The 25,751-nt window shown below is 39.0% G+C and carries 17 protein-coding genes; 15 read left to right on the top strand and 2 right to left on the bottom strand.

From position 1 onward, the window contains the following. Positions 1-178: 178 nt before the first annotated feature. The 7 genes from A5880_RS00400 to A5880_RS00370 all read left to right on the top strand — a co-directional run bounded on the left by A5880_RS00400 (position 179) and on the right by A5880_RS00370 (position 6,875). Complete coding sequence (locus tag A5880_RS00400) at positions 179-370, top strand: hypothetical protein (RefSeq protein WP_086330109.1); 192 nt, start codon at positions 179-181, stop codon at positions 368-370. A 70-nt stretch (positions 371-440) separates the two neighbouring features. Beyond that, positions 441-923, top strand: coding sequence for a hypothetical protein (locus tag A5880_RS00395; RefSeq protein WP_086330108.1), 483 nt, complete (start codon positions 441-443; stop codon positions 921-923). A 244-nt stretch (positions 924-1,167) separates the two neighbouring features. Next, complete coding sequence (locus A5880_RS00390) at positions 1,168-1,368, top strand: hypothetical protein (protein WP_336576921.1); 201 nt, start codon at positions 1,168-1,170, stop codon at positions 1,366-1,368. Positions 1,369-1,388: 20 nt separating this feature from the next. Beyond that, entirely contained in the window at positions 1,389-3,452 is a 2,064-nt protein-coding gene (locus tag A5880_RS00385; RefSeq protein WP_086330106.1) for a cation:proton antiporter, read from the top strand. A 56-nt stretch (positions 3,453-3,508) separates the two neighbouring features. Then, complete coding sequence (locus A5880_RS00380) at positions 3,509-5,395, top strand: ABC-F family ATP-binding cassette domain-containing protein (protein ID WP_086330105.1); 1,887 nt, start codon at positions 3,509-3,511, stop codon at positions 5,393-5,395. A gap of 13 nt (positions 5,396-5,408) precedes the next feature. Then, on the top strand, positions 5,409-6,356 hold the full coding sequence (locus tag A5880_RS00375; RefSeq protein WP_086330104.1) for a thymidylate synthase: 948 nt from the start codon (positions 5,409-5,411) through the stop codon (positions 6,354-6,356). Between the two features lie 18 nt (positions 6,357-6,374). Further along, positions 6,375-6,875 (top strand): dihydrofolate reductase, encoded by a 501-nt coding sequence (locus A5880_RS00370; protein ID WP_086330103.1) that lies wholly within the window; start codon positions 6,375-6,377, stop codon positions 6,873-6,875. A gap of 50 nt (positions 6,876-6,925) precedes the next feature. Here A5880_RS00370 and lexA read toward each other — a convergent pair whose 3' ends face one another. Next, complete coding sequence (gene lexA / locus A5880_RS00365; RefSeq protein WP_179190377.1) at positions 6,926-7,546, bottom strand: transcriptional repressor LexA; 621 nt, start codon at positions 7,544-7,546, stop codon at positions 6,926-6,928. A gap of 266 nt (positions 7,547-7,812) precedes the next feature. Between lexA and A5880_RS00360 the strand changes: the two genes are divergently transcribed. The 3 genes from A5880_RS00360 to A5880_RS00350 all read left to right on the top strand — a co-directional run bounded on the left by A5880_RS00360 (position 7,813) and on the right by A5880_RS00350 (position 11,355). Beyond that, complete coding sequence (locus A5880_RS00360) at positions 7,813-8,055, top strand: DUF896 family protein (RefSeq protein WP_086330101.1); 243 nt, start codon at positions 7,813-7,815, stop codon at positions 8,053-8,055. 98 nt (positions 8,056-8,153) lie between these two features. Beyond that, positions 8,154-10,148 carry a transketolase gene (gene tkt, locus A5880_RS00355; protein WP_086330100.1) on the top strand — a complete coding sequence of 665 codons (1,995 nt, stop codon included), beginning with the start codon at positions 8,154-8,156 and terminating at the stop codon, positions 10,146-10,148. A gap of 349 nt (positions 10,149-10,497) precedes the next feature. Next, positions 10,498-11,355 (top strand): glucosaminidase domain-containing protein, encoded by an 858-nt coding sequence (locus tag A5880_RS00350; protein WP_086330099.1) that lies wholly within the window; start codon positions 10,498-10,500, stop codon positions 11,353-11,355. Positions 11,356-11,410: 55 nt separating this feature from the next. Here the strand turns inward: A5880_RS00350 and A5880_RS00345 are convergent, their stop codons facing one another. Further along, positions 11,411-12,406: a 4-hydroxy-3-methylbut-2-enyl diphosphate reductase gene (locus A5880_RS00345; protein WP_086330098.1), complete on the bottom strand. Its 996-nt coding sequence runs from the start codon at positions 12,404-12,406 to the stop codon at positions 11,411-11,413. A 178-nt stretch (positions 12,407-12,584) separates the two neighbouring features. Here A5880_RS00345 and cysK point away from each other — a divergent pair, with 178 nt between their 5' ends. The 5 genes from cysK (at position 12,585) to A5880_RS16225 (ending at position 25,726) form a co-directional block, all read left to right on the top strand. Continuing rightward, positions 12,585-13,514 (top strand): cysteine synthase A, encoded by a 930-nt coding sequence (gene cysK / locus A5880_RS00340; protein ID WP_086330097.1) that lies wholly within the window; start codon positions 12,585-12,587, stop codon positions 13,512-13,514. Between the two features lie 196 nt (positions 13,515-13,710). Beyond that, complete coding sequence (locus A5880_RS00335) at positions 13,711-14,148, top strand: Fur family transcriptional regulator (RefSeq protein ID WP_086330096.1); 438 nt, start codon at positions 13,711-13,713, stop codon at positions 14,146-14,148. Positions 14,149-14,161: 13 nt separating this feature from the next. Continuing rightward, positions 14,162-14,542 carry a RidA family protein gene (locus tag A5880_RS00330; RefSeq protein WP_086330095.1) on the top strand — a complete coding sequence of 127 codons (381 nt, stop codon included), beginning with the start codon at positions 14,162-14,164 and terminating at the stop codon, positions 14,540-14,542. 254 nt (positions 14,543-14,796) lie between these two features. Then, positions 14,797-16,146: an NADH oxidase gene (locus A5880_RS00325; protein ID WP_086330094.1), complete on the top strand. Its 1,350-nt coding sequence runs from the start codon at positions 14,797-14,799 to the stop codon at positions 16,144-16,146. Between the two features lie 772 nt (positions 16,147-16,918). Next, positions 16,919-25,726 carry an Ig-like domain-containing protein gene (locus tag A5880_RS16225; RefSeq protein WP_336576920.1) on the top strand — a complete coding sequence of 2,936 codons (8,808 nt, stop codon included), beginning with the start codon at positions 16,919-16,921 and terminating at the stop codon, positions 25,724-25,726. The last annotated feature ends 25 nt before the right edge of the window (positions 25,727-25,751 follow it).

Below are 25,751 nucleotides of genomic sequence, written 5' to 3'. Positions count from 1 at the left end.
ATTAACAGTGAGAGGTAAATATGGAAATCCCATCTTTCATAAAGCTCAACAGAAAGAAAATAATGTGATAAAATAGCTTATAAGTCAGTTTATTTATATATATCTTGAAAAAAGAGGAAATTAATCGTCATTCTCTTTTAAAAGTAAGGTATACTTAAATAAAAAGGAGGGCGAGTGGGTGAATTTAGCTGAAGAACGATTACAAAAAGAGAAAATGAAACAAGTTCAACTACTCGCGGCATATTACCAAGTAGTTAATCGCTTACCAATTGGTGATAAGCGGGATCAAATGATCCGAGATATACTTGCTTGTAAAGATAAAATAAAAAAAATAAATCAACAGTTAACTGATCTACATAAGAAAGCTTAATCATGCATTTGTCAATAGCTGATTGAATTCAGTTTTTAGAAACAAACTTTATCAATAAAAGGAGATGCTTGTGGTTATTGATTTTTTTACGGTATTATTAACCGTTTTTGTTGTAATTATGTATGTCTATTTAATATTAGTAAGAAGAAGTATCCTGATTAAAAGCGTAAAAAAGCGCATGTTTTATATCGTTGTTTTAGGTGTAAGTTTCCTTATTTTGTTGGTTTCTTTGATTTCTGAGCAAACACTTGACCAAAAATTACGGAGTTATCTTTCGATGTTGCTTGTTTTAAGTTTTTTATTAGATGCTAAAGGGTTTGCGGAGGATCGTTTAATTCTAGGTCCTTTTGATAACAAAGGCATCATGTATCAGGATATAGATAAAATAGCACTATTGCTTAAAGACAAGGAAATTCGTTTAAACTATTTTAAAAATGGGCGAAGAGGTCCAATGATGAAGTTTTCCTTACCTTTAGAAGACTTACTAGCATTTTTGTCTAAGCGTTTGAATGAGGATGCAGAAATCAATATTTTGGTTGATGAAGAGAAATAAGTAAAAGATTTAAGTATGCCAGAATCACTCAAAGAGTTCATTTTAGAGCTATTTATTAGAGCATGCCTCAATTTAAATAATTTTTTGTGTGAATTAGTCAAATTTAGTAGGTATTTCTTCACTGATTTGCTATAATGTGTCAGAGAAATTCTGAAAGGAAGTATTAGTGTGTATAAAGATATTGAGGAACGGATTGCTGAATTGCGCGAAAAATACAAAGAGTTGCCTCCTGAAAAAAAGCTGAATGGGAACATCAAATCAAAAAAGAAACTTTATAAACTATAAAAAAATCGAATTAGTTAAATCAGATTTATTGCGCTTAGAAGCCCGTCGTGCACAATTAGAGCTTTGTGAAAAAGGGAAAGAACTAGAGCTTGTAGAAAAGAAAATAAATTGTAAGAAAGAAAAATTGTTACGTTATTTAGGTAAGCAGATAGATCAATAATTTAAGAAGGGAGATACGAGTTGGAGTTTGTTAATTTAATTATTGTTTTTGTTTTTGCAATCACCTTTTCAAATGTATTCAATCGCATTATTCCGATTATTCCTTTGCCAATAATGCAAATCATTGTCGGGATTTTAATTGGATTGACCGATATTGGACGTGAAATAACGTTTGAACCAGAAATATTCTTAGTCATGATTATTGCGCCTTTACTGTTTCGCGAAGGGCAACGAAACGACATTTCTGCAACAATGAAAAATTTTAGCGTTATTTTATTTTTGGCATTTGTCGGTGTTTTAATCACACTTGTAAGTGTAGGTTGGGCGTTACATATGATTATTCCTGCATTGCCGCTTGCGGCATGTTTTGCCTTGGGAGCTGCCTTAGGTCCTACAGATGCAGTAGCTGTTGGGTCTTTATCTGGAAAAATCCAAATACCTCCTAAAGCGATGCATATCTTAGAAGGAGAAGCATTGATCAATGATGCTTCTGGCGTTACAGCCTTTCAATTTGCGTTAGCCGCATTATTAACAGGGAGTTTTTCAGCAGCGGATGCTGGAATGACGTTAGTCGTTTCCAGCGTTGGTGGAGCCCTGGTTGGTGCTGCGCTAGTGTTAATTAAACGACAAGTAGTTTTAATATTGGAAAAAGCTTCAGCTAGGGATGTGACAGGCTATTTATTGTTAGAATTATTGTTACCGTTTTTAGCTTATATGGTTGCTGAATTGTTTCATGTCTCAGGAATTATCGCTGCAGTTGTAGCAGGTGTTATGCAGGCAGCAAGTTTTAAAAAAGTATCATTGTTTGAAGCGGAGCTGTCTAGCGTTTCTGAAAGTACTTGGAACACACTAACATTCACATTGAATGCCCTTGTTTTTCTTTTTTTAGGTATTGAGTTGTCACAAGTGTTTTCGCCTATTTGGAATAGCGAAACCTATTCTAATAGTTTTTTGATGGTCGTTGTTTTATTGCTTAGTGCAACATTATTCATTGCCCGCTTCTTCTCAATTGTTGTCATTTACAGTGTGAGAAAAGGGATCAAAAATCTCTGGAGTGCAATGAATGAAATGCTGATTTTGACATTTGCTGGTGTAAAAGGAACCGTCAGTTTGGCCACTATTTTTATTTTACCATTAACGTTGAATGGGCAAGCTTTTCCAGAACGATCGTTGTTACTCTTTATCACTGCTTGTGTGATCTTAGTCACATTAGTAGGAGGAATCGTTGTTTTACCTTTCCTAACGGAGTCAGATGAAATTGAAAGCTATAATACAGAAGGAATTTCCTTGCTTCGAGATGTAATTGAAAAGCTGAAAAGAATCAATCATGAAGATCCTCAAGTCGAAATGAATGTTGTGATCGAAAACTACCAAGATCGTATGAAGGAATTATATATTGAACAATTGCCTTCTGATCAACGTCAAGAAGTCCAAGAATTAAGAGCGTTAATCGTTTCGATTGAAAGGGACGGTTTGGAAGAAAGTTTCCGACAAAAAGAAATTGGTATTGAAGGGTATCGTTTGTATGAACGTTTGATTTCTAGAATGGAACGATCAATTGCAAGACAATTACTGTCAATTATCGGTTTTTGGTTGTTATTTGCTCGACAAATCATCGCTTTTTTTGTCCATCCTAAGATTGTTTTTGCAAGAAAAGATGAAGAAAATCGTAGAGAGTTTCGAAAAGAAGAACTAGAAAATGTACGACAGGTATTTTTACAGAATACAGAAGTTATTCTAAAAAGTTTGGATAATTTAAAAGGTGTTTATGATGATGAAATCATCCGTTTCTTTATTGATGGACGATTACAATTTGCTCAACGCCTAGAAGATGGAACATTTATAGATTCTTTTATTGTTCGTTCTCAATCGAATTATGTGAAAGAGCTATTGATTGGTTACCAAGAAGAGCGTAAAGCCATTGATGAATATGAAATTGCTGAAAAGATATCTTCTTTAGAAGCGAATGAATATCGTAAAAATGTGAATCTATTAGAATCGTATTCAATCAATGACGTTTCTAACACTATTCCATTTAAGGAATTAAGCAAAAAAATAAAAAAGGAAGCTAGTGAGGAGAACTAGCTTCTTTTTTTCAGGTTTTTTTGATACAATAAGCAGGATGAAAAGGGCGTGAGTAGATGAAAGAATTAAAAGTAAATGAATTAACTAAAACGTATGGCGAGAAAACTTTGTTTGATCAGATTTCTTTTCATATTCATGATAAAGATCGCATTGGATTAATCGGCACTAACGGAACAGGTAAAACAAGTTTATTATCTATCCTAGCAGGGAAAGATAGTGGGGATGGAGATGGAGCGTCTGTATTACAACCAAATGAGTACCAAATTGGGTATCTTTCTCAAGACCAAGAATTTGATCCAGAGCTGACAGTAGTTGAAGCTGTTTTTCAAGGTGAGACACCTATTATTCAAGCAGTAAAAAATTATGAACTAGCATTGCTGGCTTTGGCAAATGATGGGAACAGCGAACAAGCGCAAAAACAATATACACAAGCGGAAGAACGAATGAATCGAGAAGACGCATGGACAGCAGATACAGATGCTAAAATTATTCTGCAAAAATTGGGTATCGAAACACTGCATAAAAAAATTGGTGAGTTATCTGGCGGCCAAAAAAAGCGGGTTAGTTTGGCGCAAGTACTAATTGAATCTCCAGACTTGCTATTGTTAGATGAACCGACAAATCATCTGGATTATGAAGCGATAAATTGGCTTGAAAGTTTTTTGAATAGTTATCGCGGTGCAATTTTAATGGTCACCCATGATCGCTATTTTTTAGACCGCGTAACTAATCGGATTTTTGAATTGTCTTTTGGAAAATTGTATGAGTATAAAGGAAATTACGAAGCGTATATCTTGGCAAAAGCAGAACGCGAAAGAGTCGAGCTGGAACAAGAAGATAAACGTAAGCAGTTATACAAACAAGAGCTAGAATGGATGCGTGCAGGCGTTAAAGCTCGTGGAACAAAACAACAAGCCAGACAAGACCGTTTCCAAGACTTGAAAGAAAATCTGCATCAAGTCAATCAAAAAAGTCAGCTTGAAATCGACGTGGCCACACAAAGATTAGGGAAAAAGGTTTTAGAAATCAAAAATGGACATTTTCAAATTGAAACGAAAACGATTTTAAATGAATTCAATTTACTTATTCAAGCGAAAGACCGAATAGGTATTACAGGTAAAAATGGCGCTGGAAAATCTACATTATTGAATATATTGGCGGGACGTTTACAATTAGATAGTGGAATATATTCTATAGGCGAAACTGTCCGACTTGCTTATTATACACAGCAAAACGAGGCAATGGACCCAAACCAGCGAATGATTGCTTATCTGCAGGAAGCTGCAGAACAAGTACAGCGGACAGATGGAACTAACATTAGCGTAGCTGAGTTGCTGGAACGTTTTCTTTTTCCCCGTTTTATGCATGGTACGGTGATTGGTAAACTATCTGGAGGCGAAAAACGACGATTGTACTTGCTAAAATTATTAATTAGTCAGCCGAATGTGTTATTATTGGACGAGCCGACAAATGACCTAGATATTGATACATTGACTATATTAGAAGATTACATTCAGACTTTTAAAGGCGCTGTGATTGCCGTTTCTCATGACCGTTATTTTTTGGATAAAACAATGGAGAAGTTACTTGTTTTCAAAGGAAATGGACAAATCACAACCTATTTTGGCTCAATGAGTGATTATTTGATGGAACAAAAAGAACAACTAAAGCAAACAATCAAAGCTGATACAAAGCCGATAAAAGTTGTTGAGAAAAAAGAAAAAGTGAAATTGACTTATATGGAACAAAAAGAATGGGAGACCATTGAGTCAGAGATTGGTGAGCTTGAGGAAAAAGTTGAAGAACTTACAGAGGAAATGAATCATCAAGGAGACGATTTTACCAAATTACAAGAATTACAATCCGAATTAAATCATGTAGAGCAAATCTTGGAAGAAAAAATGGAACGCTGGGAATATTTAAGTGAATTTGTAGAAAACTAGGAGGCAATAATAGATGGAAGAAGCTTACTTGGCATTAGGTCGTACTATTTTAGAAAAAGGTCACTTGAAAGGAGATCGTACGGGGACTGGAACTCGAAGTATTTTTGGTCACCAAATGCGTTTTGATCTATCAAAAGGATTTCCTTTACTAACAACAAAAAGAGTTCCCTTTGGCTTAATCAAAAGCGAGTTGCTATGGTTTTTAAAAGGCGATACAAATATTCGTTATCTTTTACAGCATAATAACCATATCTGGGATGAATGGGCTTTTGAACGGTATATAAAAAGTGACGATTATCAAGGACCTGATATGACAGATTTTGGACATCGAGTATTGACAGATGAACTCTTTAAGGAACAATATGAAAAAGAACATGAAACATTTTGTGAAAAGATTTTGATTGACGAATCATTTGCAGCAAAACACGGTGAATTAGGTAATATCTATGGTGCACAATGGCGTCATTGGGAAACAAAAGACGGCAGCTTCATTGATCAGTTAAAAAATGTGATTAAAATGATTAAACAAACACCTGATTCTCGTCGTTTGATTGTTTCGGCATGGAATCCAGAAGATGTGCCGTCCATGGCCTTGCCGCCTTGTCATACAATGTTTCAATTTTACGTCAATGATGGGAAACTGAGTTGCCAGTTGTACCAACGCAGCGGTGATGTGTTTTTAGGTGTTCCATTTAATATTGCCAGCTACGCCTTATTAACACACTTAATTGCTCATGAAACAGGCTTAGAGGTGGGAGACTTTGTTCATACGTTAGGAGACGCTCATCTTTACAACAATCATATTGATCAGATGAACGAACAGTTGACTAGAGAGATCCGCTCATTTCCAACGCTAAAATTAAATCTAGAGAAACAATCTGTTTTTGATTTTGAAATGGAAGACATTATTATTGAAGGGTATGATCCTCATCCTGCAATCAAGGCGCCAATTGCCGTTTAATTTGAAAGGAGCACTCCAATGCTAGCAGCCATATGGGCGCAAGATGAACAAGGGACAATTGGTAAAGATAATCAATTACCTTGGCATCTGCCAAATGATTTAAAGTTTTTTAAACAGATGACTGAAAATAACACGATTGTTATGGGGAGAAAAACGTTTGAAGGGATGGGGGCAAGCCCCCTACCTAATCGTCAAACGATTGTTCTCACGAGCGATCCAAGTTATCAAGCGAATGGCGTAAAAGTTTTTCACACAGTTGATGAGGTAGTGAAGTATGCAGAAGCCTTTTCCGGAATTACTTTTATCGCAGGTGGGTCAGCTGTTTACGAGGAATTTTTACCTTATTGTGATGTCTTATATCGTACAGTTATTTTCTATACGTTTGAAGGAGATACACAATTTCCTGAGGTTTCTTGGGATGAGTGGACGATGATCAACCTCAGTGAGGGAGAGCGTGACGAAAAAAATCAATATCCTTATCAGTTTGAAACTTATCAAAGAAAAGTTGCGATTGAATAAAAATTTGGAAAAACAAAAAACATACCAGAATAGTATGTTTTTTTGTTTATTTAAATATGATTGCGGTATAAGCCAACAACTTTCCCTAAAATACTTACATTTTCTAATATAATTGGTTCTAAAGCATCATTTTCTGGTTGTAAGCGAATATGATCAAACTCTTTAAAGAATCGCTTGCAAGTAGCTTCATCCTCGTCGGTCATAGCGATAACGATATCTCCATTTAGAGCGGAAGCTTGTTTACGAACAATCACCTGGTCACCATCAAGGATGCCGGCGTTGATCATACTTTCACCTCTAATCGTTAACATAAACAATGTATTTTCTTCTGATTTTAAATCGGGTGGAAGTGGGAAAAAGTCAGAAGCTTCCTCAACTGCTAAAATCGGTTCTCCAGCTGTAACCACTCCTAACATAGGAATCACTGTCGGTTGGACACCGATTCGTTCAAGACCTTCTGGGGTAAGCTCGATGGCTCTTGGTTTAGTAGGGTCACGTAAAATCAATCCTTTTTTCTCTAAACGTGCTAAATGTCCATGAACAGTGGAGGTAGAGGAAAGATCTACTGCTTTTCCAATTTCCCGAACAGTGGGGGGATAGCCTTTAAGTTCAACTTGCTCATATATATATTTTAGTACTTCAATTTGTCTTGTGTCTGTACGTTTCACCAAAACCCGCACCTTCTTTCGCTTTATATTTCTAGTGTACCATAATCCTACTTTGAAATCAAACAAGCGTTCGTGTTTTTTTAAAATGTCATTTTTTACAGAAATAAAAGAGTGGAGGAAGGTGTATTTCGGTTGGAAAGCTTGGATATTCTTTGTTTTTAGTTGGAATATAGTTGTTTTTTTCGTGTTCATCTTATAAGATAAGACTTGGAAGTAAACTTGTACAATTTTACAAGTTCATTTTGCTTTTAAACATAGGGAGGATAAGTATGTTATCATCAGAAAAAATGAATCGCATCAATGAACTAGCTAAAAAAGCGAAGGAAAAGCAATTGACAGAAAAAGAAAAAGAAGAACAAAAAGTCCTTCGTCAGGAATATTTAGCTGCTTTTAGAGGTGGAATGCGTCATCATATTGAAGGAATGAAAGTTGTTGACCCTAAAGGAAATGATGTAACTCCAGAAAAATTGAAAAAGATTCAAAAAGCAAAAGGTTTGCATAACAGAAAATAATTTTGGTTTTTTTTACTAAAAGTAATTGCTTTCATAAACGAAATAAGCTAAAATATAGTTAATAAAGGTAAAAAAAACCTAAATAGGAGATGATTTTTTTGTTCGACAACACTGATCAGTTAGGCGTCAACACGATTCGCACATTAAGTATCGAAGCAGTTCAAAAAGCAAACTCAGGTCACCCAGGCTTACCAATGGGTGCTGCCCCAATGGCTTATGCACTATGGACAAAACACTTAAAAGTAAATCCTAAAACATCAACAAATTGGGTCGATAGAGACCGTTTTATTCTTTCAGCGGGACATGGGTCAGCAATGCTATACAGCTTGCTTCACTTAGCCGGCTATGGTGTAACAATGGATGATCTGAAAAGTTTCCGTCAATGGGACAGCAAAACTCCTGGGCATCCAGAAGTGCATCATACAGATGGTGTTGAAGCAACTACAGGGCCTTTAGGTCAAGGGATTGCGATGGCTGTTGGTATGGCGATGGCAGAAGCGCATACAGCGGCTGTCTACAATCGTGATAGTTTCCCTGTCATTGATCACTACACGTATGCATTATGTGGAGATGGTGACTTGATGGAAGGTGTTTCTCAAGAAGCTAGTTCAATGGCTGGACATATGAAATTAGGCAAACTGATTGTGTTATACGATTCAAATGACATCTCTTTGGATGGACCGACATCAAAAGCCTTTACTGAAAATGTAGGTGCTCGCTATGAAGCATACGGTTGGCAACATATTTTAGTAAAAGATGGCAATGATTTAGAAGAAATTTCTAGAGCAATTGAAGCTGCAAAAGCTGAATCTGATAAACCAACATTGATTGAAGTCAAAACAGTCATTGGTTATGGTGCACCGAAAGAAGGAACATCTTCTGTTCATGGCGCGCCAATCGGAGCAGAAGGAATTACTGCTGCAAAAGCTGTTTATGGTTGGGATTATCCAGATTTCACAGTTCCAGAAGAAGTTGCTGCTCGCTTCAAGGAAACAATGGTCGACGAAGGCGGCAAAGCTGAAGATAAATGGAATGAAATGTTTGAAAACTATACAAAACAGCATCCTGAATTAGCAAAACAATTTCAGCAAGCTTTCGCTGATGAGCTTCCTGAAAATTGGGATAGCGAGTTGCCAACATATGAGGTAGGATCAAGTGCGGCTAGCCGTGTTACAAGTAAAGAAACGATTCAAGCGATTTCGAAAGCTGTTCCAAGTTTCTGGGGTGGTTCTGCCGATTTATCAGCATCTAATAACACAATGGTTGCAGCAGAAAAAGATTTTGAACCTGGACAATATGAAGGGCGCAATATTTGGTTCGGTGTTCGTGAATTTGCAATGGCAGCTGCAATGAATGGGATTCAATTACATGGTGGTAGTCGTGTGTACGGCGGAACATTCTTTGTTTTTACCGATTATTTACGTCCGGCAGTTCGTCTAGCTGCTATTCAACATACGCCAGTAACTTACGTACTAACACATGATTCTGTAGCTGTTGGAGAAGATGGTCCAACACATGAACCTGTAGAACAACTAGCAAGCATTCGCTGTATGCCTGGTGTACAAGTGTTACGTCCAGCAGATGGTAATGAAACTGTTGCTGCTTGGAAAATTGCGATGACAACAAAAGATGCCCCAACAGTTTTAGTTCTAAGTCGACAAAACTTACCAGTAATTGAAGGGACTAAAGAAAAAGCAGATGAGTTTGTTCAAAAAGGTGCGTATGTAATTTCTCCGCAACAAGGTGGGAAGCCTGAAGGGATTTTAATTGCAACTGGCTCAGAAGTCAACTTAGCCATCGAAGCTCAAAAAGCACTTGCTGAACAAGGTAAAGACGTTTCTGTTGTTTCAATGCCAAGTTTTGATTTATTTGAAAAACAAACAGCTGACTATAAAGAATCTGTTTTACCATCAGAAATAACAAAACGAGTAGCAATTGAGGCAGCATCACCATTTGGATGGGAACGTTATGTAGGCACAGCAGGTACAACTGTAACAATTAATCACTTTGGTGCTTCTGCACCTGGCGATTTAGTATTGAACGAATTCGGTTTTACAACTGAAAACGTTGTTTCAAAATATAACAGTTTGTAAACTAAAAAAGGACGGCTAAAAGCTGTCCTTTTTTTTAATTTTATCTGTTTCTTATAATATTAGGTTTTTAAGAAATAAATGTAATGAAATTGAAATAATAGAAAAATTTAACAATAAAATGAAAGATTTTTTAATAAAAAAGCTGTGATTGTGTTTTTGTATTGAAAAATCAATGAATAACCTACAGTATGTCAAAACATTAAAACAAAATTTCAGTAATCAATAAAACAAACATTTCATCAAGATTACACCAGTTTTAAAAGTTAAAGTTTAAAGGCTAAATAATTGTTTATAAAAAGATCCCCTAGTAGAATAATGGCATGATGTTCTATCGAGGAGGAGCAAAAGGATGGAAGAGAAAAAAACAAGAAGTAGTAGGCACCAGCATAAAGAACGTGTGATCAGCAGTAAGAAAATTGCAGCTGCAGTAGGAACTTCGCTAGTTTTTCTTCCTGTTGCAAGTAATTTATTACCTATAAGTGTACAAGCAGAACAACAAGGAGCAGCGTCTCAACAAGCATTTATTGATTCTATCGCCTATTCAGCTGCTTCAGTTGCAAGTGCAAATGATTTATATGCATCTGTAATGATTGCTCAAGCTTTACTTGAAAGTAGTTATGGTACATCTGGTTTGGCTGCGGCACCGAACTATAATTTATTTGGTGTGAAAGGTAGCTACGGTGGTCAAACAGTTTATATGCCTACCTCAGAATACTTAAATGGTGAATGGGTTACAGTGAATGAACCATTTAGGAGTTATCCATCATACGCTGAATCGTTCCAAGATCATGCCAACGTTCTTAGAACAACAATGGCATCTAGCGGAAATTATCACTACTATGGCGTTTGGAAGAGTAACACCTCAAATTATACAGATGCTACTGCAGCTTTAGCTGGACGCTACGCTACAGATCCTAATTACGCCAGTAAATTAAACTGGCTGATAGCGACATATAACTTAACTGATTATGATTGGGGTACCCCCGACAGCGCATCAACAAGTGGGAATACAACATTTGACTTAACTGCGCTTGGGCAAAGCAGTGCCAGTGTAGCAAATGCTAGTGGTACTACTTATACGGTTGCTTCTGGGGACACTTTGTGGGCGATTGCAGAAAAGAATGGTCTTTCAGTAGACCAACTGATGACACTTAACGGTTTGTCAGCTGAATTGATCACAGTAGGCCAAGTTTTACAAATTGCATAAAATTTAAACTCTCGAAAATCAACGTCATATGTGACAATGATTTTCGAGAATTTTTTTATCTTTTTCCAGCGCGTAATTCTTCTAGACGACGTTGTCGATTCTTAGTTAAATCTTTGATTCTTGGTCTAGGCAGAATCGCTTCAGCAGTTGTTGTTGAGCTTTGTTTGTAAGTAGTTGTATCATGTTCATCGAAATTCTTCAAATATTCAATGACTTCACGAACAATTTGCGTAGGCGTTGAAGCTCCCGCTGTCACTGCGATTTGATTGACGCCTATCAACCAAGCAGGATCAATTTGTGATACGTCAGAGATTCGATGTGCTGGAACGTTTGCTTGTTCGATAGACACTTGAGCTAAACGATTACTGTTATTACTTTTCGGATCACCTACAACGATGGTCAAATCACATCCTTGAGCTTGTTCAACGACTGCTTCTTGCCTTACTTGAGTTGCTTTACAAATGTCTTTGTGAATAAGAACATGAGGATATTTCTCTTGAATGGCATCCATTAAGTCACTAACATCCCATTGACTCATTGTTGTTTGGTTTGTTACAAAGATTTTTTTAGCATCGAGTGTTAAATTAGAAATTTCTTGCGCATTAGACACTAGATGAACATGTTCTGGAGAAACGCCAAGTGCGCCTTCAGGTTCAGGGTGATTTTTCTTTCCGATGTAGATAATTTCATAGCCTTCAGAAACTTTTTCGGCAATTAATTCATGTGTGATCATTACATCTGGACACGTAGCATCAATCACAGTTAAGCCTTTTTCGATTGCTAATTCTTTTACTTTAGGTGATGTTCCGTGAGCAGTAAAAATTACTGTTCCGCGATCAACTTTCGATAAAATTTCTTCACGATTTTCCCCTTCTAACGTATGAATACCAATGCTTTCAAACGCATCAGTAACATGTTTATTATGCACGATCATTCCTAATATGTAGATCGGACGAGGTAAGGTTTCATCTAAAGAGGCATTTCTAGCAATGACCATAGCGTCTACGACACCATAACAATAACCTCGTGGGCTGATATTTATAATTTTCATTTATGAGTACTCCTATTTTCATTTTTAAAGACTCTTCTACTATACAATACTTTTATTAAATTTGTTTAAAGAGTGCCTATCAATTAGCTTACAATAGCAAAACGATAGCCAGATGGCTTTATATGAGCTATTATAAAATAAGAAAATGACAGAAAAAATGAAAATGGAGGAATGTGTGATGGCCCAAATTTTTAATTCAGTTACAGAATTGATTGGTAAAACCCCTATTGTAAAATTAAACAACTTAGTTCCTGCTGGTGCGGCTGACGTTTACGTAAAACTAGAATATTTTAATCCTGGTGGAAGTGTTAAAGATCGTGTCGCATTAAATATGATTAACAAAGCGCAACTAAATGGAGAGCTAAAAATGGGGGATACGATTGTTGAGCCTACAAGCGGGAATACAGGAATTGGTTTGGCAATGGTAGGTGCAGCGAAAGGGTATAACGTTTTGATTGTTATGCCAGATACGATGAGTGTAGAACGTCAAAAGTTGATGCAAGCATATGGCGCTGAATTGCTGTTGACTCCAGGTTCAGAAGGAATGAAAGGGGCAATCGCCAAAGCAACTGAACTAGCGAAAAAAGATGGTTACTTCATGCCAATGCAATTTGATAATCCCGCAAATTCGGAAGTACACGAAAAAACAACAGGAAGAGAGATCCAAGATGCATTTGGACCTTCAGGATTAGACGCATTTGTTGCAGGTGTAGGTACTGGTGGCACAATAACAGGTGTTGGCAGGGAATTAAAACGCGTTTATCCTAAAATTTCGATCATTGCAGTTGAACCCACTGAATCGCCAGTTTTAGAAGGTGGAACTCCAGCACCGCATAAAATACAAGGGATTGGTGCGGGATTTATTCCGAAGATTTTAGATACAGACATTTACGAAAAAGTAATGGATGTACCAAGCGACTCTGCAATGGAGACTGCTAGAAAATTAGCAACGGAAGAAGGAATACTAGCCGGAATATCAGCTGGTGCTGCAGTGAATGCTGCTATCGAAGTTGCTAAAGAATTAGGTGCGGGTAAAAAAGTGTTAACGGTTATTCCAGATAATGGTGAAAGATATCTTTCAACTGCGCTTTATCATTTTTCAGAGTAATTATTTATCAAAAAAAGAGAGCACAGTATATTTAGCTCTCTTTTTACATATTCTATTCATAATGTATATAATTTCATTTTTTTAAACGTAAATCAGAGATAAATTCGATATTTCACATTTTATTATTCAATTATTCTTGTCAAGATAGATTAGAAATAGTATCATTTAAGAAAAGAAAGACTGGGAGGGGAACAAAATGGATAACATATTGGTAAAGAACGCGCTTGAAGAATTAAAAGAAGCCAATATTCGTATTACTCCTCAAAGATATGCAATTTTAGAATATCTAATTGAGAATCACAGCCATCCAACTGCGGATGAGATTTATCGTTCACTAGAAGATCGCTTTCCGAATATGAGCGTTGCAACTGTTTATAATAATTTACGTCTATTTACAGATATAGGTTTTGTTCAAGAAATGAATTATGGTGATTCATCAAGTCGTTTTGATTTTAGTTCAAAAAAACACTACCATGCCATCTGTCAAAGCTGTGGCAAAATTGTTGATTTTCACTATCCAGGTTTGGAAGATGTGGAAATGGCTGCAAGTAAGCTAACGGGTTTTGAAATCAACGAACATCGCTTAGAGTTATATGGGCTATGCCCAGATTGTCAGGCAAAAGAAAAAAAATGAAATGAGGGATAATATGAAATCAATTCATACAGATAACGCACCAAAAGCGATTGGACCTTATGTACAAGGCAATATAATTAATGGGCTGTTGTTTGCTTCAGGACAAGTTCCTTTAAGTCCTGAAACAGGAGAGGTTGTTGGGATAACAATCGAAGAACAAACCAAACAAGTGTTGAAAAATATCGAAGCCATCTTAAATGAAGTTGGCAGTGATTTTGATCATGTGGTTAAAACAACATGCTTCTTAAAAAATATGGATGACTTTGTTGCATTTAATGGCGTTTATTCAAAAGCCTTCGTTGATCATCTTCCCGCTCGTTCTGCTGTTGAAGTAGCCCGATTGCCTAAAGATGTTCTAATTGAAATAGAAATTATTGCGGCAGTTAATAAATAACAACTTATATTCACAAGCTGAGAAATTAATGTTTCTCAGTTTTTTTTGTTTTAACACAGGGAATTCTATACTTTATACAGCTTGTTATAATGAAAAAATAGTTAAAAAACGAAAAGTTTGTGAAAAAATAAGTTTAAGATTCACAAGCAAAGAACTCGAATGTAGGGTCTCAGTTTGTTATATTTTTACTAGACCACGCGGCTCATAATACGTTGCTTGGTGAAAAATTTAACTTGAAAGAAGGGATTTACAAAATGAAAGTCGTAGTCGTAGGATGTACGCATGCAGGAACAGCTGCAGTCAAAAGTATTTTAACAAATCACCCAAATGCGGAGGTAACCGTTTATGAACGAAATGATAATGTATCATTTTTATCTTGCGGGATTGCTCTATATGTAGGAGGAGTCGTGAAAGAAGCTAGCAGCTTGTTTTATTCAAGTCCTGAAGAACTTGCGGCACTTGGAGCTACAGTAAAAATGGAGCATGAAGTCGAAACAATAGACGTTAATCATAAAACAGTTACTGCAAAAAATTTACACACTGGTGTTGAAGAAATCGTTTCTTATGATAAATTAGTAATGACAACTGGCTCATGGCCAATCATTCCGCCAATCAAAGGAATTGAATCTGACAATATCTTATTATGTAAAAACTATAATCAAGCAAATATTATCATTGAACGAGCAAAAGAGGCGAAAAAAGTTGTCGTTGTCGGTGGCGGATACATTGGTATTGAGTTAGTAGAAGCTTTCGTAGAATCAGGAAAAGAAGTTACATTGATAGATGGTCTGGATCGTATTTTGAATAAATATTTGGATAAGCCCTTCACAGACGTCTTGGAAAAAGAACTGGTAGATCGTGGTGTAACATTGGCATTAGGTGAAAATGTTAAAGAATTTAAGGCTGATGAACACGGACATGTGAATAAAGTAATTACACCTAGTCAAGAATTTGATGCTGACATGGTCATCATGTGTGTTGGATTTACTCCCAATACTGTTTTGCTTAAGGACAAAGTAGATATGTTACCAAATGGAGCTATCGTAGTAGATAAATTTATGCGCTCAAGCAATCCCGACATTCTTGCTGCCGGTGATAGTGCAGTTGTACACTATAATCCAAGTGAAACAACTAATTATATTCCCTTAGCGACAAACGCAGTTCGCCAAGGTATGTTAGTCGGCTATAATTTAATCGAGCAAAAATTAGCTTATCGTGGAACACAAGGGACTTCTGGTCTATACTTGTTTGGCTGGAAAATCGGTTCAACAGGTGTTACCTTAGAAAGTGCAAAAATGAACAATTTAGACGTATCAGCAACTCAATTCGAAGATAATTATCGCCCAGAGTTTATGCCGACAACTGAAAATGTGATGATGGAATTAGTTTATGAAAAAGGAACAAATCGCATCGTCGGCGGACAATTAATGTCTAAATACGATATTACTCAATCCGCTAATACATTGTCGTTAGCTGTTCAAAATAAAATGACTGTTGAAGATTTGGCCCTATCAGACTTCTTTTTCCAACCCCATTTTGATCGACCTTGGAACTATTTAAATCTGTTAGCTCAAGCTGCATTAAAAGATATTGCTAAAAATTAATAAATTAAGACTAGAGTTGTAAGTTTTTCGCAACTCTAGTTTTTTTATGTGGGATTTTTATATTTTATCTCATTTTTTTGTGACACTTAGTGGGTAAACAAGAATGAGATGCTGCAAATAGAATGAATTGTCTACATGTCAACAAAATTAGGGAACGTCACCTCGGATGGGATCGGTCTAATTACAGTTGACAGAACCTCGATTAAGCAGAATCCTGTAAGATATGATTTTTTTGTAGGATTAGCTATAGCTTTCCCCTGATCTATCTTTTGGAATAAAACAGTCAGTGTACCCATTATTAAAAACGCCATATGAAAATAATACTTAAAACATTTAAATTCATAAAAATAGCAAGAAATAAAACTGTTTCTCTCTTTTAGTTTTTATTATTTTTAATCACCTTCAAATGTTAGCGCTAACACGTTTTTTCGATAGACGAACATATTAATTCATTAATAACGTGTATTGTTGATAAATTATTTTGATTAAATTTAAAGTAGTATATACATGATTTGTAAATGTTGTTAAAACAGTCTTTTTGAATCATTTTCGTTATATTCACATTCGTTATTTAATTTTAATTAAAAAAAAATAAGTATTTTCGATTCATATCATTTCCAAAAATATTATAAAGGTTATAAAATCCATAGGTAGAAGCTTATATATATTTCGTGTTGTTCATATCATGAAAGGAGAGTGTTTAATTTTTGTTTTAGCGAGCTTCTATTTGTTTTTTATGTGATATCAGTTTAAAAGTCAGAGGGGGATAATTATGAAAAATGATAAGCAAAAAAAGAAAAAAATCAATAAATCAAAAAAACAAAATAAATACCGTGCATTATCATTAGTGTTGACAAGTAGTTTAGTTATAGCACCATTAACTGCTCCATTGTCATTTTACTTACCAGGAGGAATTACAGCTTCTGCGGCAATATTAGATGCAGAAATCTTATCTAATATTACCAGTTCAAATAACAGTGGAACTACTACTGCAAATCGTTGGGCTGCTGATGGCTCCTCCCAAAATGTTGATTTTACAATTTCTGGAAGTGAGTTAATTGGTGGATCTGTTATCACAAGTGGAACAAAACAAGCAGTTTTGGCTATTCCGAATGAATTAAACGGGCGTGTTTCTCCAAATGGAGCAGCGCAAATTGATACAAATGTTACGTTGACTGTTTCTGATTTAACATTCTTAACAGGAACTTTGAATGCGGTCAACGATTTATCAACTCTTTTAACCAATATTGTTGGTGGTTCATTAGGTAGTTTAACCGGTGTAAATTTAAACCTAACCACCGTTAATCAAAAGATAGATGCTTTAAATAATCTTCAAAATTTTGGTAGTGCACAGTTTACTTCTACAGCAACACTTTCAGCAGATGGTTCATATATCCAAGCAAATATAGATGATGGACTAGGCTTAGTTTTAGCGCAGAATGTTTCTTCTCTTTTACAAGATTTGAAAGCCGCTGTTGACGCTTTACAAGCTTCAGGTACTAGTCTTCCTACTAATATCATAGCTGGGACTATCAATGCTGCCTTATTGCCTGTTAAAGGAGCTGTAGATACAGCAATAAATCTAGCCTTACCATTAGTAGGTCTTGGTGGCGCAGGTGTTAATCAATTAGCAGATGCTTCAGTTCTAGGATCAACAACCGTTACAATTCCAACAACCGTTGTTAGTCCTACAAGCCTATCTCAAAACTTAGATGCTAAATTTGTTGGTACTGTTGTTAAAGCAGATGTTATTGATGTAGGTTTAATCAACACTGCTAACGGTGTTTCAAATATTTATTATTCTGGCACAGCAGTAGTAGTAGCACCACCAGTAGTCACGGGCACATCAGGAAATTCAACTACTGGATACACAGTAACGGGTACCGCAACAGCTGGAAATACAGTAGAAATTCGTAATGCGAGTGGAACAGTGCTTGGTACAGCAGTAGCGGATGGAAGTGGTAATTTCACAATTACAATTCCTCAAGGACAAGCAACAGCTAGCGAATCATTAAATGCTGTAGCGAAGTCTGGCGCTAACGAAAGTATACCTACACCATTCACAACACCAGCAGATGCAGCAGTAATAGCACCACCAGTAGTTACAAACACAACAGGAACTTCAACTACTGGCTATACAGTAACAGGTACTGCGACGGCTGGAAATACAGTAGAAATTCGTAACTCAGGTGGGACAGTAATTGGTACAGGAGTAGCAGATGGAAGTGGCAATTTTACGATTACAATTCCTCAAGGACAAGCAACAGCTAGCGAATCATTAAATGCTGTAGCGAAATCTGGCGCTAACGAAAGTATACCTACACCATTCACAACACCAGCAGATGCAGCAGTAATAGCACCACCAGTAGTTACAAACACAACAGGAACTTCAACTACTGGCTATACAGTAACAGGTACTGCGACGGCTGGAAATACAGTAGAAATTCGTAACTCAGGTGGGACAGTAATTGGTACAGGAGTAGCAGATGGAAGTGGCAATTTTACGATTACAATTCCTCAAGGACAAGCGACAGCTAGTGAATCATTAAATGCCGTAGCTACCGATGGTACTTCAGAAAGTACACCAACACCATTTACGACACCAGCAGATCCAGTAGTAGTGACTGCCCCAACCGTTGATAGCGTAACAGGAAATTCATCAACAGGTTATACAGTAACGGGAACAGCAACACCTGGTGATGTAGTGACAATTAAGAATTCAGGTGGCACAGTAGTAGGAACAGCAACAGCCGATCCAAGTGGAAACTACACAGTAGTTATCCCAGTAGGTTCAGCAACACCGAATGAACAATTAACAGCAACTGCAACTGACGGAGCAGGCAATACAAGTGCAGGAACTTCATTCACAACGCCAGCAGATCCAGTGGTAGTTCCAGCCCCAACAGTAACAGGAGTAACAGGAACTTCAGCGACAGGCTACACAGTAACGGGAACAGCAACACCTGGTGATACCGTTTCAATCAAGAACACAGGTGGAACAGTGATCGGTACAGCGGTAGCGGATGCTGGTGGAAATTATACAGTAACAATTCCAGCAGGTTTAGCAACGCCAGTGGAACAGTTGAAAGCTGTTGCGACTGACCCTTCTGGAAACCAAAGTACAGCAACACCATTTACAACACCAGCAGATCCAGTAGTAGTGACTGCTCCAACCGTTGATAGCGTAACAGGAAATTCATCAACAGGTTATACAGTAACGGGAACAGCACCAGCGGGTGATGTAGTGACAATTAAAAATTCAGGTGGCACAGTAGTAGGAACAGCAACAGCCGATCCAAGTGGAAACTACACAGTAGTTATCCCAGTAGGTTCAGCAACGCCAAATGAACAATTAACAGCAACAGCAACTGATGGAGCAGGAAACACAAGTGCGGGTACACCGTTCACAACACCAGCAGATCCAGTGGTAGTTCCAGCCCCAACAGTAACAGGAGTAACAGGAACTTCAGCGACAGGCTACACAGTAACGGGAACAGCAACACCTGGTGATACCGTTTCAATCAAGAACACAGGTGGAACAGTGATCGGTACAGCGGTAGCGGATGCTGGTGGAAATTATACAGTAACAATTCCAGCAGGTTTAGCAACGCCAGTGGAACAGTTGAAAGCTGTTGCGACTGACCCTTCTGGAAACCAAAGTACAGCAACACCATTTACAACACCAGCAGATCCAGTAATAGTGACTGCTCCAACCGTTGATAGCGTAACAGGAAATTCATCAACAGGTTATACAGTAACGGGAACAGCACCAGCGGGTGATGTAGTGACAATTAAGAATTCAGGTGGCACAGTAGTAGGAACAGCAACAGCCGATCCAAGTGGAAACTACACAGTAGTTATCCCAGTAGGTTCAGCAACGCCAAATGAACAATTAACAGCAACAGCAACTGATGGAGCAGGAAACACAAGTGCGGGTACACCGTTCACAACACCAGCAGATCCAGTGGTAGTTCCAGCCCCAACAGTAACAGGAGTAACAGGAACTTCAGCGACAGGCTACACAGTAACGGGAACAGCAACACCTGGTGATACCGTTTCAATCAAGAACACAGGTGGAACAGTGATCGGTACAGCGGTAGCGGATGCTGGTGGAAATTATACAGTAACAATTCCAGCAGGTTTAGCAACGCCAGTGGAACAGTTGAAAGCTGTTGCGACTGACCCTTCTGGAAACCAAAGTACAGCAACACCATTTACAACACCAGCAGATCCAGTAATAGTGACTGCTCCAACCGTTGATAGCGTAACAGGAAATTCATCAACAGGTTATACAGTAACGGGAACAGCACCAGCGGGTGATGTAGTGACAATTAAGAATTCAGGTGGCACAGTAGTAGGAACAGCAACAGCCGATCCAAGTGGAAACTACACAGTAGTTATCCCAGTAGGTTCAGCAACGCCAAATGAACAATTAACAGCAACAGCAACTGATGGAGCAGGAAACACAAGTGCGGGTACACCGTTCACAACACCAGCAGATCCAGTGGTAGTTCCAGCCCCAACAGTAACAGGAGTAACAGGAAATTCAGCGACAGGCTACACAGTAACGGGAACAGCAACACCTGGTGATACCGTTTCAATCAAGAACACAGGTGGAACAGTGATCGGTACAGCGGTAGCGGATGCTGGTGGAAATTATACAGTAACAATTCCAGCAGGTTTAGCAACGCCAGTAGAACAGTTGAAAGCTGTTGCGACTGACCCTTCTGGAAACCAAAGTACAGCAACACCATTTACAACACCAGCAGATCCAGTAGTAGTGACTGCTCCAACCGTTGATAGCGTAACAGGAAATTCATCAACAGGTTATACAGTAACGGGAACAGCACCAGCGGGTGATGTAGTGACAATTAAGAATTCAGGTGGCACAGTAGTAGGAACAGCAACAGCCGATCCAAGTGGAAACTACACAGTAGTTATCCCAGTAGGTTCAGCAACACCGAATGAACAATTAACAGCAACTGCAACTGATGGAGCAGGAAACACAAGTGCGGGTACACCGTTCACAACACCAGCAGATCCAGTGGTAGTTCCAGCCCCAACAGTAACAGGAGTAACAGGAACTTCAGCGACAGGCTACACAGTAACGGGAACAGCAACACCTGGTGATACCGTTTCAATCAAGAACACAGGTGGAACAGTGATCGGTACAGCGGTAGCGGATGCTGGTGGAAATTATACAGTAACAATTCCAGCAGGTTTAGCAACGCCAGTGGAACAGTTGAAAGCTGTTGCGACTGACCCTTCTGGAAACCAAAGTACAGCAACACCATTTACAACACCAGCAGATCCAGTAGTAGTGACTGCTCCAACCGTTGATAGCGTAACAGGAAATTCATCAACAGGTTATACAGTAACGGGAACAGCACCAGCGGGTGATGTAGTGACAATTAAGAATTCAGGTGGCACAGTAGTAGGAACAGCAACAGCCGATCCAAGTGGAAACTACACAGTAGTTATCCCAGTAGGTTCAGCAACGCCAAATGAACAATTAACAGCAACAGCAACTGATGGAGCAGGAAACACAAGTGCGGGTACACCGTTCACAACACCAGCAGATCCAGTGGTAGTTCCAGCCCCAACAGTAACAGGAGTAACAGGAAATTCAGCGACAGGCTACACAGTAACGGGAACAGCAACACCTGGTGATACCGTTTCAATCAAGAACACAGGTGGAACAGTGATCGGTACAGCGGTAGCGGATGCTGGTGGAAATTATACAGTAACAATTCCAGCAGGTTTAGCAACGCCAGTGGAACAGTTGAAAGCTGTTGCGACTGACCCTTCTGGAAACCAAAGTACAGCAACACCATTTACAACACCAGCAGATCCAGTAGTAGTGACTGCTCCAACCGTTGATAGCGTAACAGGAAATTCATCAACAGGTTATACAGTAACGGGAACAGCACCAGCGGGTGATGTAGTGACAATTAAGAATTCAGGTGGCACAGTAGTAGGAACAGCAACAGCCGATCCAAGTGGAAACTACACAGTAGTTATCCCAGTAGGTTCAGCAACGCCAAATGAACAATTAACAGCAACAGCAACTGATGGAGCAGGAAACACAAGTGCGGGTACACCGTTCACAACACCAGCAGATCCAGTGGTAGTTCCAGCCCCAACAGTAACAGGAGTAACAGGAACTTCAGCGACAGGCTACACAGTAACGGGAACAGCAACACCTGGTGATACCGTTTCAATCAAGAACACAGGTGGAACAGTGATCGGTACAGCGGTAGCGGATGCTGGTGGAAATTATACAGTAACAATTCCAGCAGGTTTAGCAACGCCAGTGGAACAGTTGAAAGCTGTTGCGACTGACCCTTCTGGAAACCAAAGTACAGCAACACCATTTACAACACCAGCAGATCCAGTAATAGTGACTGCTCCAACCGTTGATAGCGTAACAGGAAATTCATCAACAGGTTATACAGTAACGGGAACAGCACCAGCGGGTGATGTAGTGACAATTAAGAATTCAGGTGGCACAGTAGTAGGAACAGCAACAGCCGATCCAAGTGGAAACTACACAGTAGTTATCCCAGTAGGTTCAGCAACGCCAAATGAACAATTAACAGCAACAGCAACTGATGGAGCAGGAAACACAAGTGCGGGTACACCGTTCACAACACCAGCAGATCCAGTGGTAGTTCCAGCCCCAACAGTAACAGGAGTAACAGGAAATTCAGCGACAGGCTACACAGTAACGGGAACAGCAACACCTGGTGATACCGTTTCAATCAAGAACACAGGTGGAACAGTGATCGGTACAGCGGTAGCGGATGCTGGTGGAAATTATACAGTAACAATTCCAGCAGGTTTAGCAACGCCAGTAGAACAGTTGAAAGCTGTTGCGACTGACCCTTCTGGAAACCAAAGTACAGCAACACCATTTACAACACCAGCAGATCCAGTAGTAGTGACTGCTCCAACCGTTGATAGCGTAACAGGAAATTCATCAACAGGTTATACAGTAACGGGAACAGCACCAGCGGGTGATGTAGTGACAATTAAGAATTCAGGTGGCACAGTAGTAGGAACAGCAACAGCCGATCCAAGTGGAAACTACACAGTAGTTATCCCAGTAGGTTCAGCAACACCGAATGAACAATTAACAGCAACTGCAACTGATGGAGCAGGAAACACAAGTGCGGGTACACCGTTCACAACACCAGCAGATCCAGTGGTAGTTCCAGCCCCAACAGTAACAGGAGTAACAGGAACTTCAGCGACAGGCTACACAGTAACGGGAACAGCAACACCTGGTGATACCGTTTCAATCAAGAACACAGGTGGAACAGTGATCGGTACAGCGGTAGCGGATGCTGGTGGAAATTATACAGTAACAATTCCAGCAGGTTTAGCAACGCCAGTGGAACAGTTGAAAGCTGTTGCGACTGACCCTTCTGGAAACCAAAGTACAGCAACACCATTTACAACACCAGCAGATCCAGTAGTAGTGACTGCTCCAACCGTTGATAGCGTAACAGGAAATTCATCAACAGGTTATACAGTAACGGGAACAGCACCAGCGGGTGATGTAGTGACAATTAAGAATTCAGGTGGCACAGTAGTAGGAACAGCAACAGCCGATCCAAGTGGAAACTACACAGTAGTTATCCCAGTAGGTTCAGCAACGCCAAATGAACAATTAACAGCAACAGCAACTGATGGAGCAGGAAACACAAGTGCGGGTACACCGTTCACAACACCAGCAGATCCAGTGGTAGTTCCAGCCCCAACAGTAACAGGAGTAACAGGAAATTCAGCGACAGGCTACACAGTAACGGGAACAGCAACACCTGGTGATACCGTTTCAATCAAGAACACAGGTGGAACAGTGATCGGTACAGCGGTAGCGGATGCTGGTGGAAATTATACAGTAACAATTCCAGCAGGTTTAGCAACGCCAGTGGAACAGTTGAAAGCTGTTGCGACTGACCCTTCTGGAAACCAAAGTACAGCAACACCATTTACAACACCAGCAGATCCAGTAGTAGTGACTGCTCCAACCGTTGATAGCGTAACAGGAAATTCATCAACAGGTTATACAGTAACGGGAACAGCACCAGCGGGTGATGTAGTGACAATTAAGAATTCAGGTGGCACAGTAGTAGGAACAGCAACAGCCGATCCAAGTGGAAACTACACAGTAGTTATCCCAGTAGGTTCAGCAACGCCAAATGAACAATTAACAGCAACAGCAACTGATGGAGCAGGAAATACAAGTGCGGGCACACCATTCACAACGCCAGCAGATCCAGTGGTAGTTCCAGCCCCAACAGTAACAGGAGTAACAGGAACTTCAGCGACAGGCTACACAGTAACGGGAACAGCAACACCTGGTGATACCGTTTCAATCAAGAACACAGGTGGAACAGTGATCGGTACAGCGGTAGCGGATGCTGGTGGAAATTATACAGTAACAATTCCAGCAGGTTTAGCAACGCCAGTAGAACAGTTGAAAGCTGTTGCGACTGATCCTTCTGGAAACCAAAGTACAGCAACACCATTTACAACACCAGCAGATCCAGTAGTGGTAACAGCGCCAACCGTTGATAGTGTAACAGGAAATTCATCAAGCGGTTATGTGGTAAATGGTAAAGCTACAGCAGGTAACACAGTAGAAATTCGCAACACCAGTGGTACAGTGATTGGCACAGTGGTAGCAGATGCCAGCGGCAATTACATGGTGTCAATACCAGTCGGCTCAGCGACTCAAAAAGAGCAATTAAAAGCTATAGCGAAAGATGGCGCAGGTAATACAAGTACTGCAACGCTATTTATGACACCAGCGGACCCTGCAGTAATTGTAGCAACACCAACTATTAGCAAAGTAACAGGTAGCTCTTTAACTGGTTACACAATAATTGGAAAAGCAACACCAGGAAACAAAGTAGAAATTCGTAACTCTGATAACGAGCTTTTAGGTCAAGCAATCGCAGCAGCGGATGGTGGTTTCACGATCACACTTCCTATTGGATTAGCAGTTCCTAATGAGCAATTAACTGCAATTGCAAAAGATAGCAACAATAATCAAAGTGCTCCAGCTGTCTTTAACTTACCAAACGATCCTAATACAAGATCTGTTAAACCGCCAACAGTAAACAGCGTAACAGGTAGCTCAACAACAGGCTACACAGTAAATGGGACGGCTGATCCTGATTATGTAATTAATATTTATAACCCATCAGGAGTAATGGTAGCGACAGGAGAAGTTGACGATTCAGGGAATTATAGTGTCAAAATTCCAGCAGGCATGGCAATGCCAAATGAGAAAGATACCGCAGTTGCTTTTGATGCGAATGGAAATCGAAGCATTCCAACTGAATTTGTGATTCCAGCAGACTCAGGTAGTAATAATGGTGGTAATGGAAGTAATGGTCTTTTAACTAACAACGGAAAATCTAGTTCACTTGGCGGAACGCAAAAAAATCTGCCTAATAATGGTGAAATAGTTAGCAATTGGGCGTTACTTGGTTCATTCTTACTTGCTGGCTTAGGTCTATTCTCCTTGAAACGTAGAAATAAAAAGAAGAAGAATAAATCACTTAGTTAACCTTCTATAAGTAGAAACATGAGAT

The organism is Enterococcus sp. 4G2_DIV0659, from assembly GCF_002140715.2.
Lineage (GTDB): Bacteria > Bacillota > Bacilli > Lactobacillales > Enterococcaceae > Enterococcus_L > Enterococcus_L mansonii.
The sequence above is the reverse complement of the archived record's forward strand: the minus strand, read 5'-3'. Positions and strand labels throughout refer to the sequence as shown.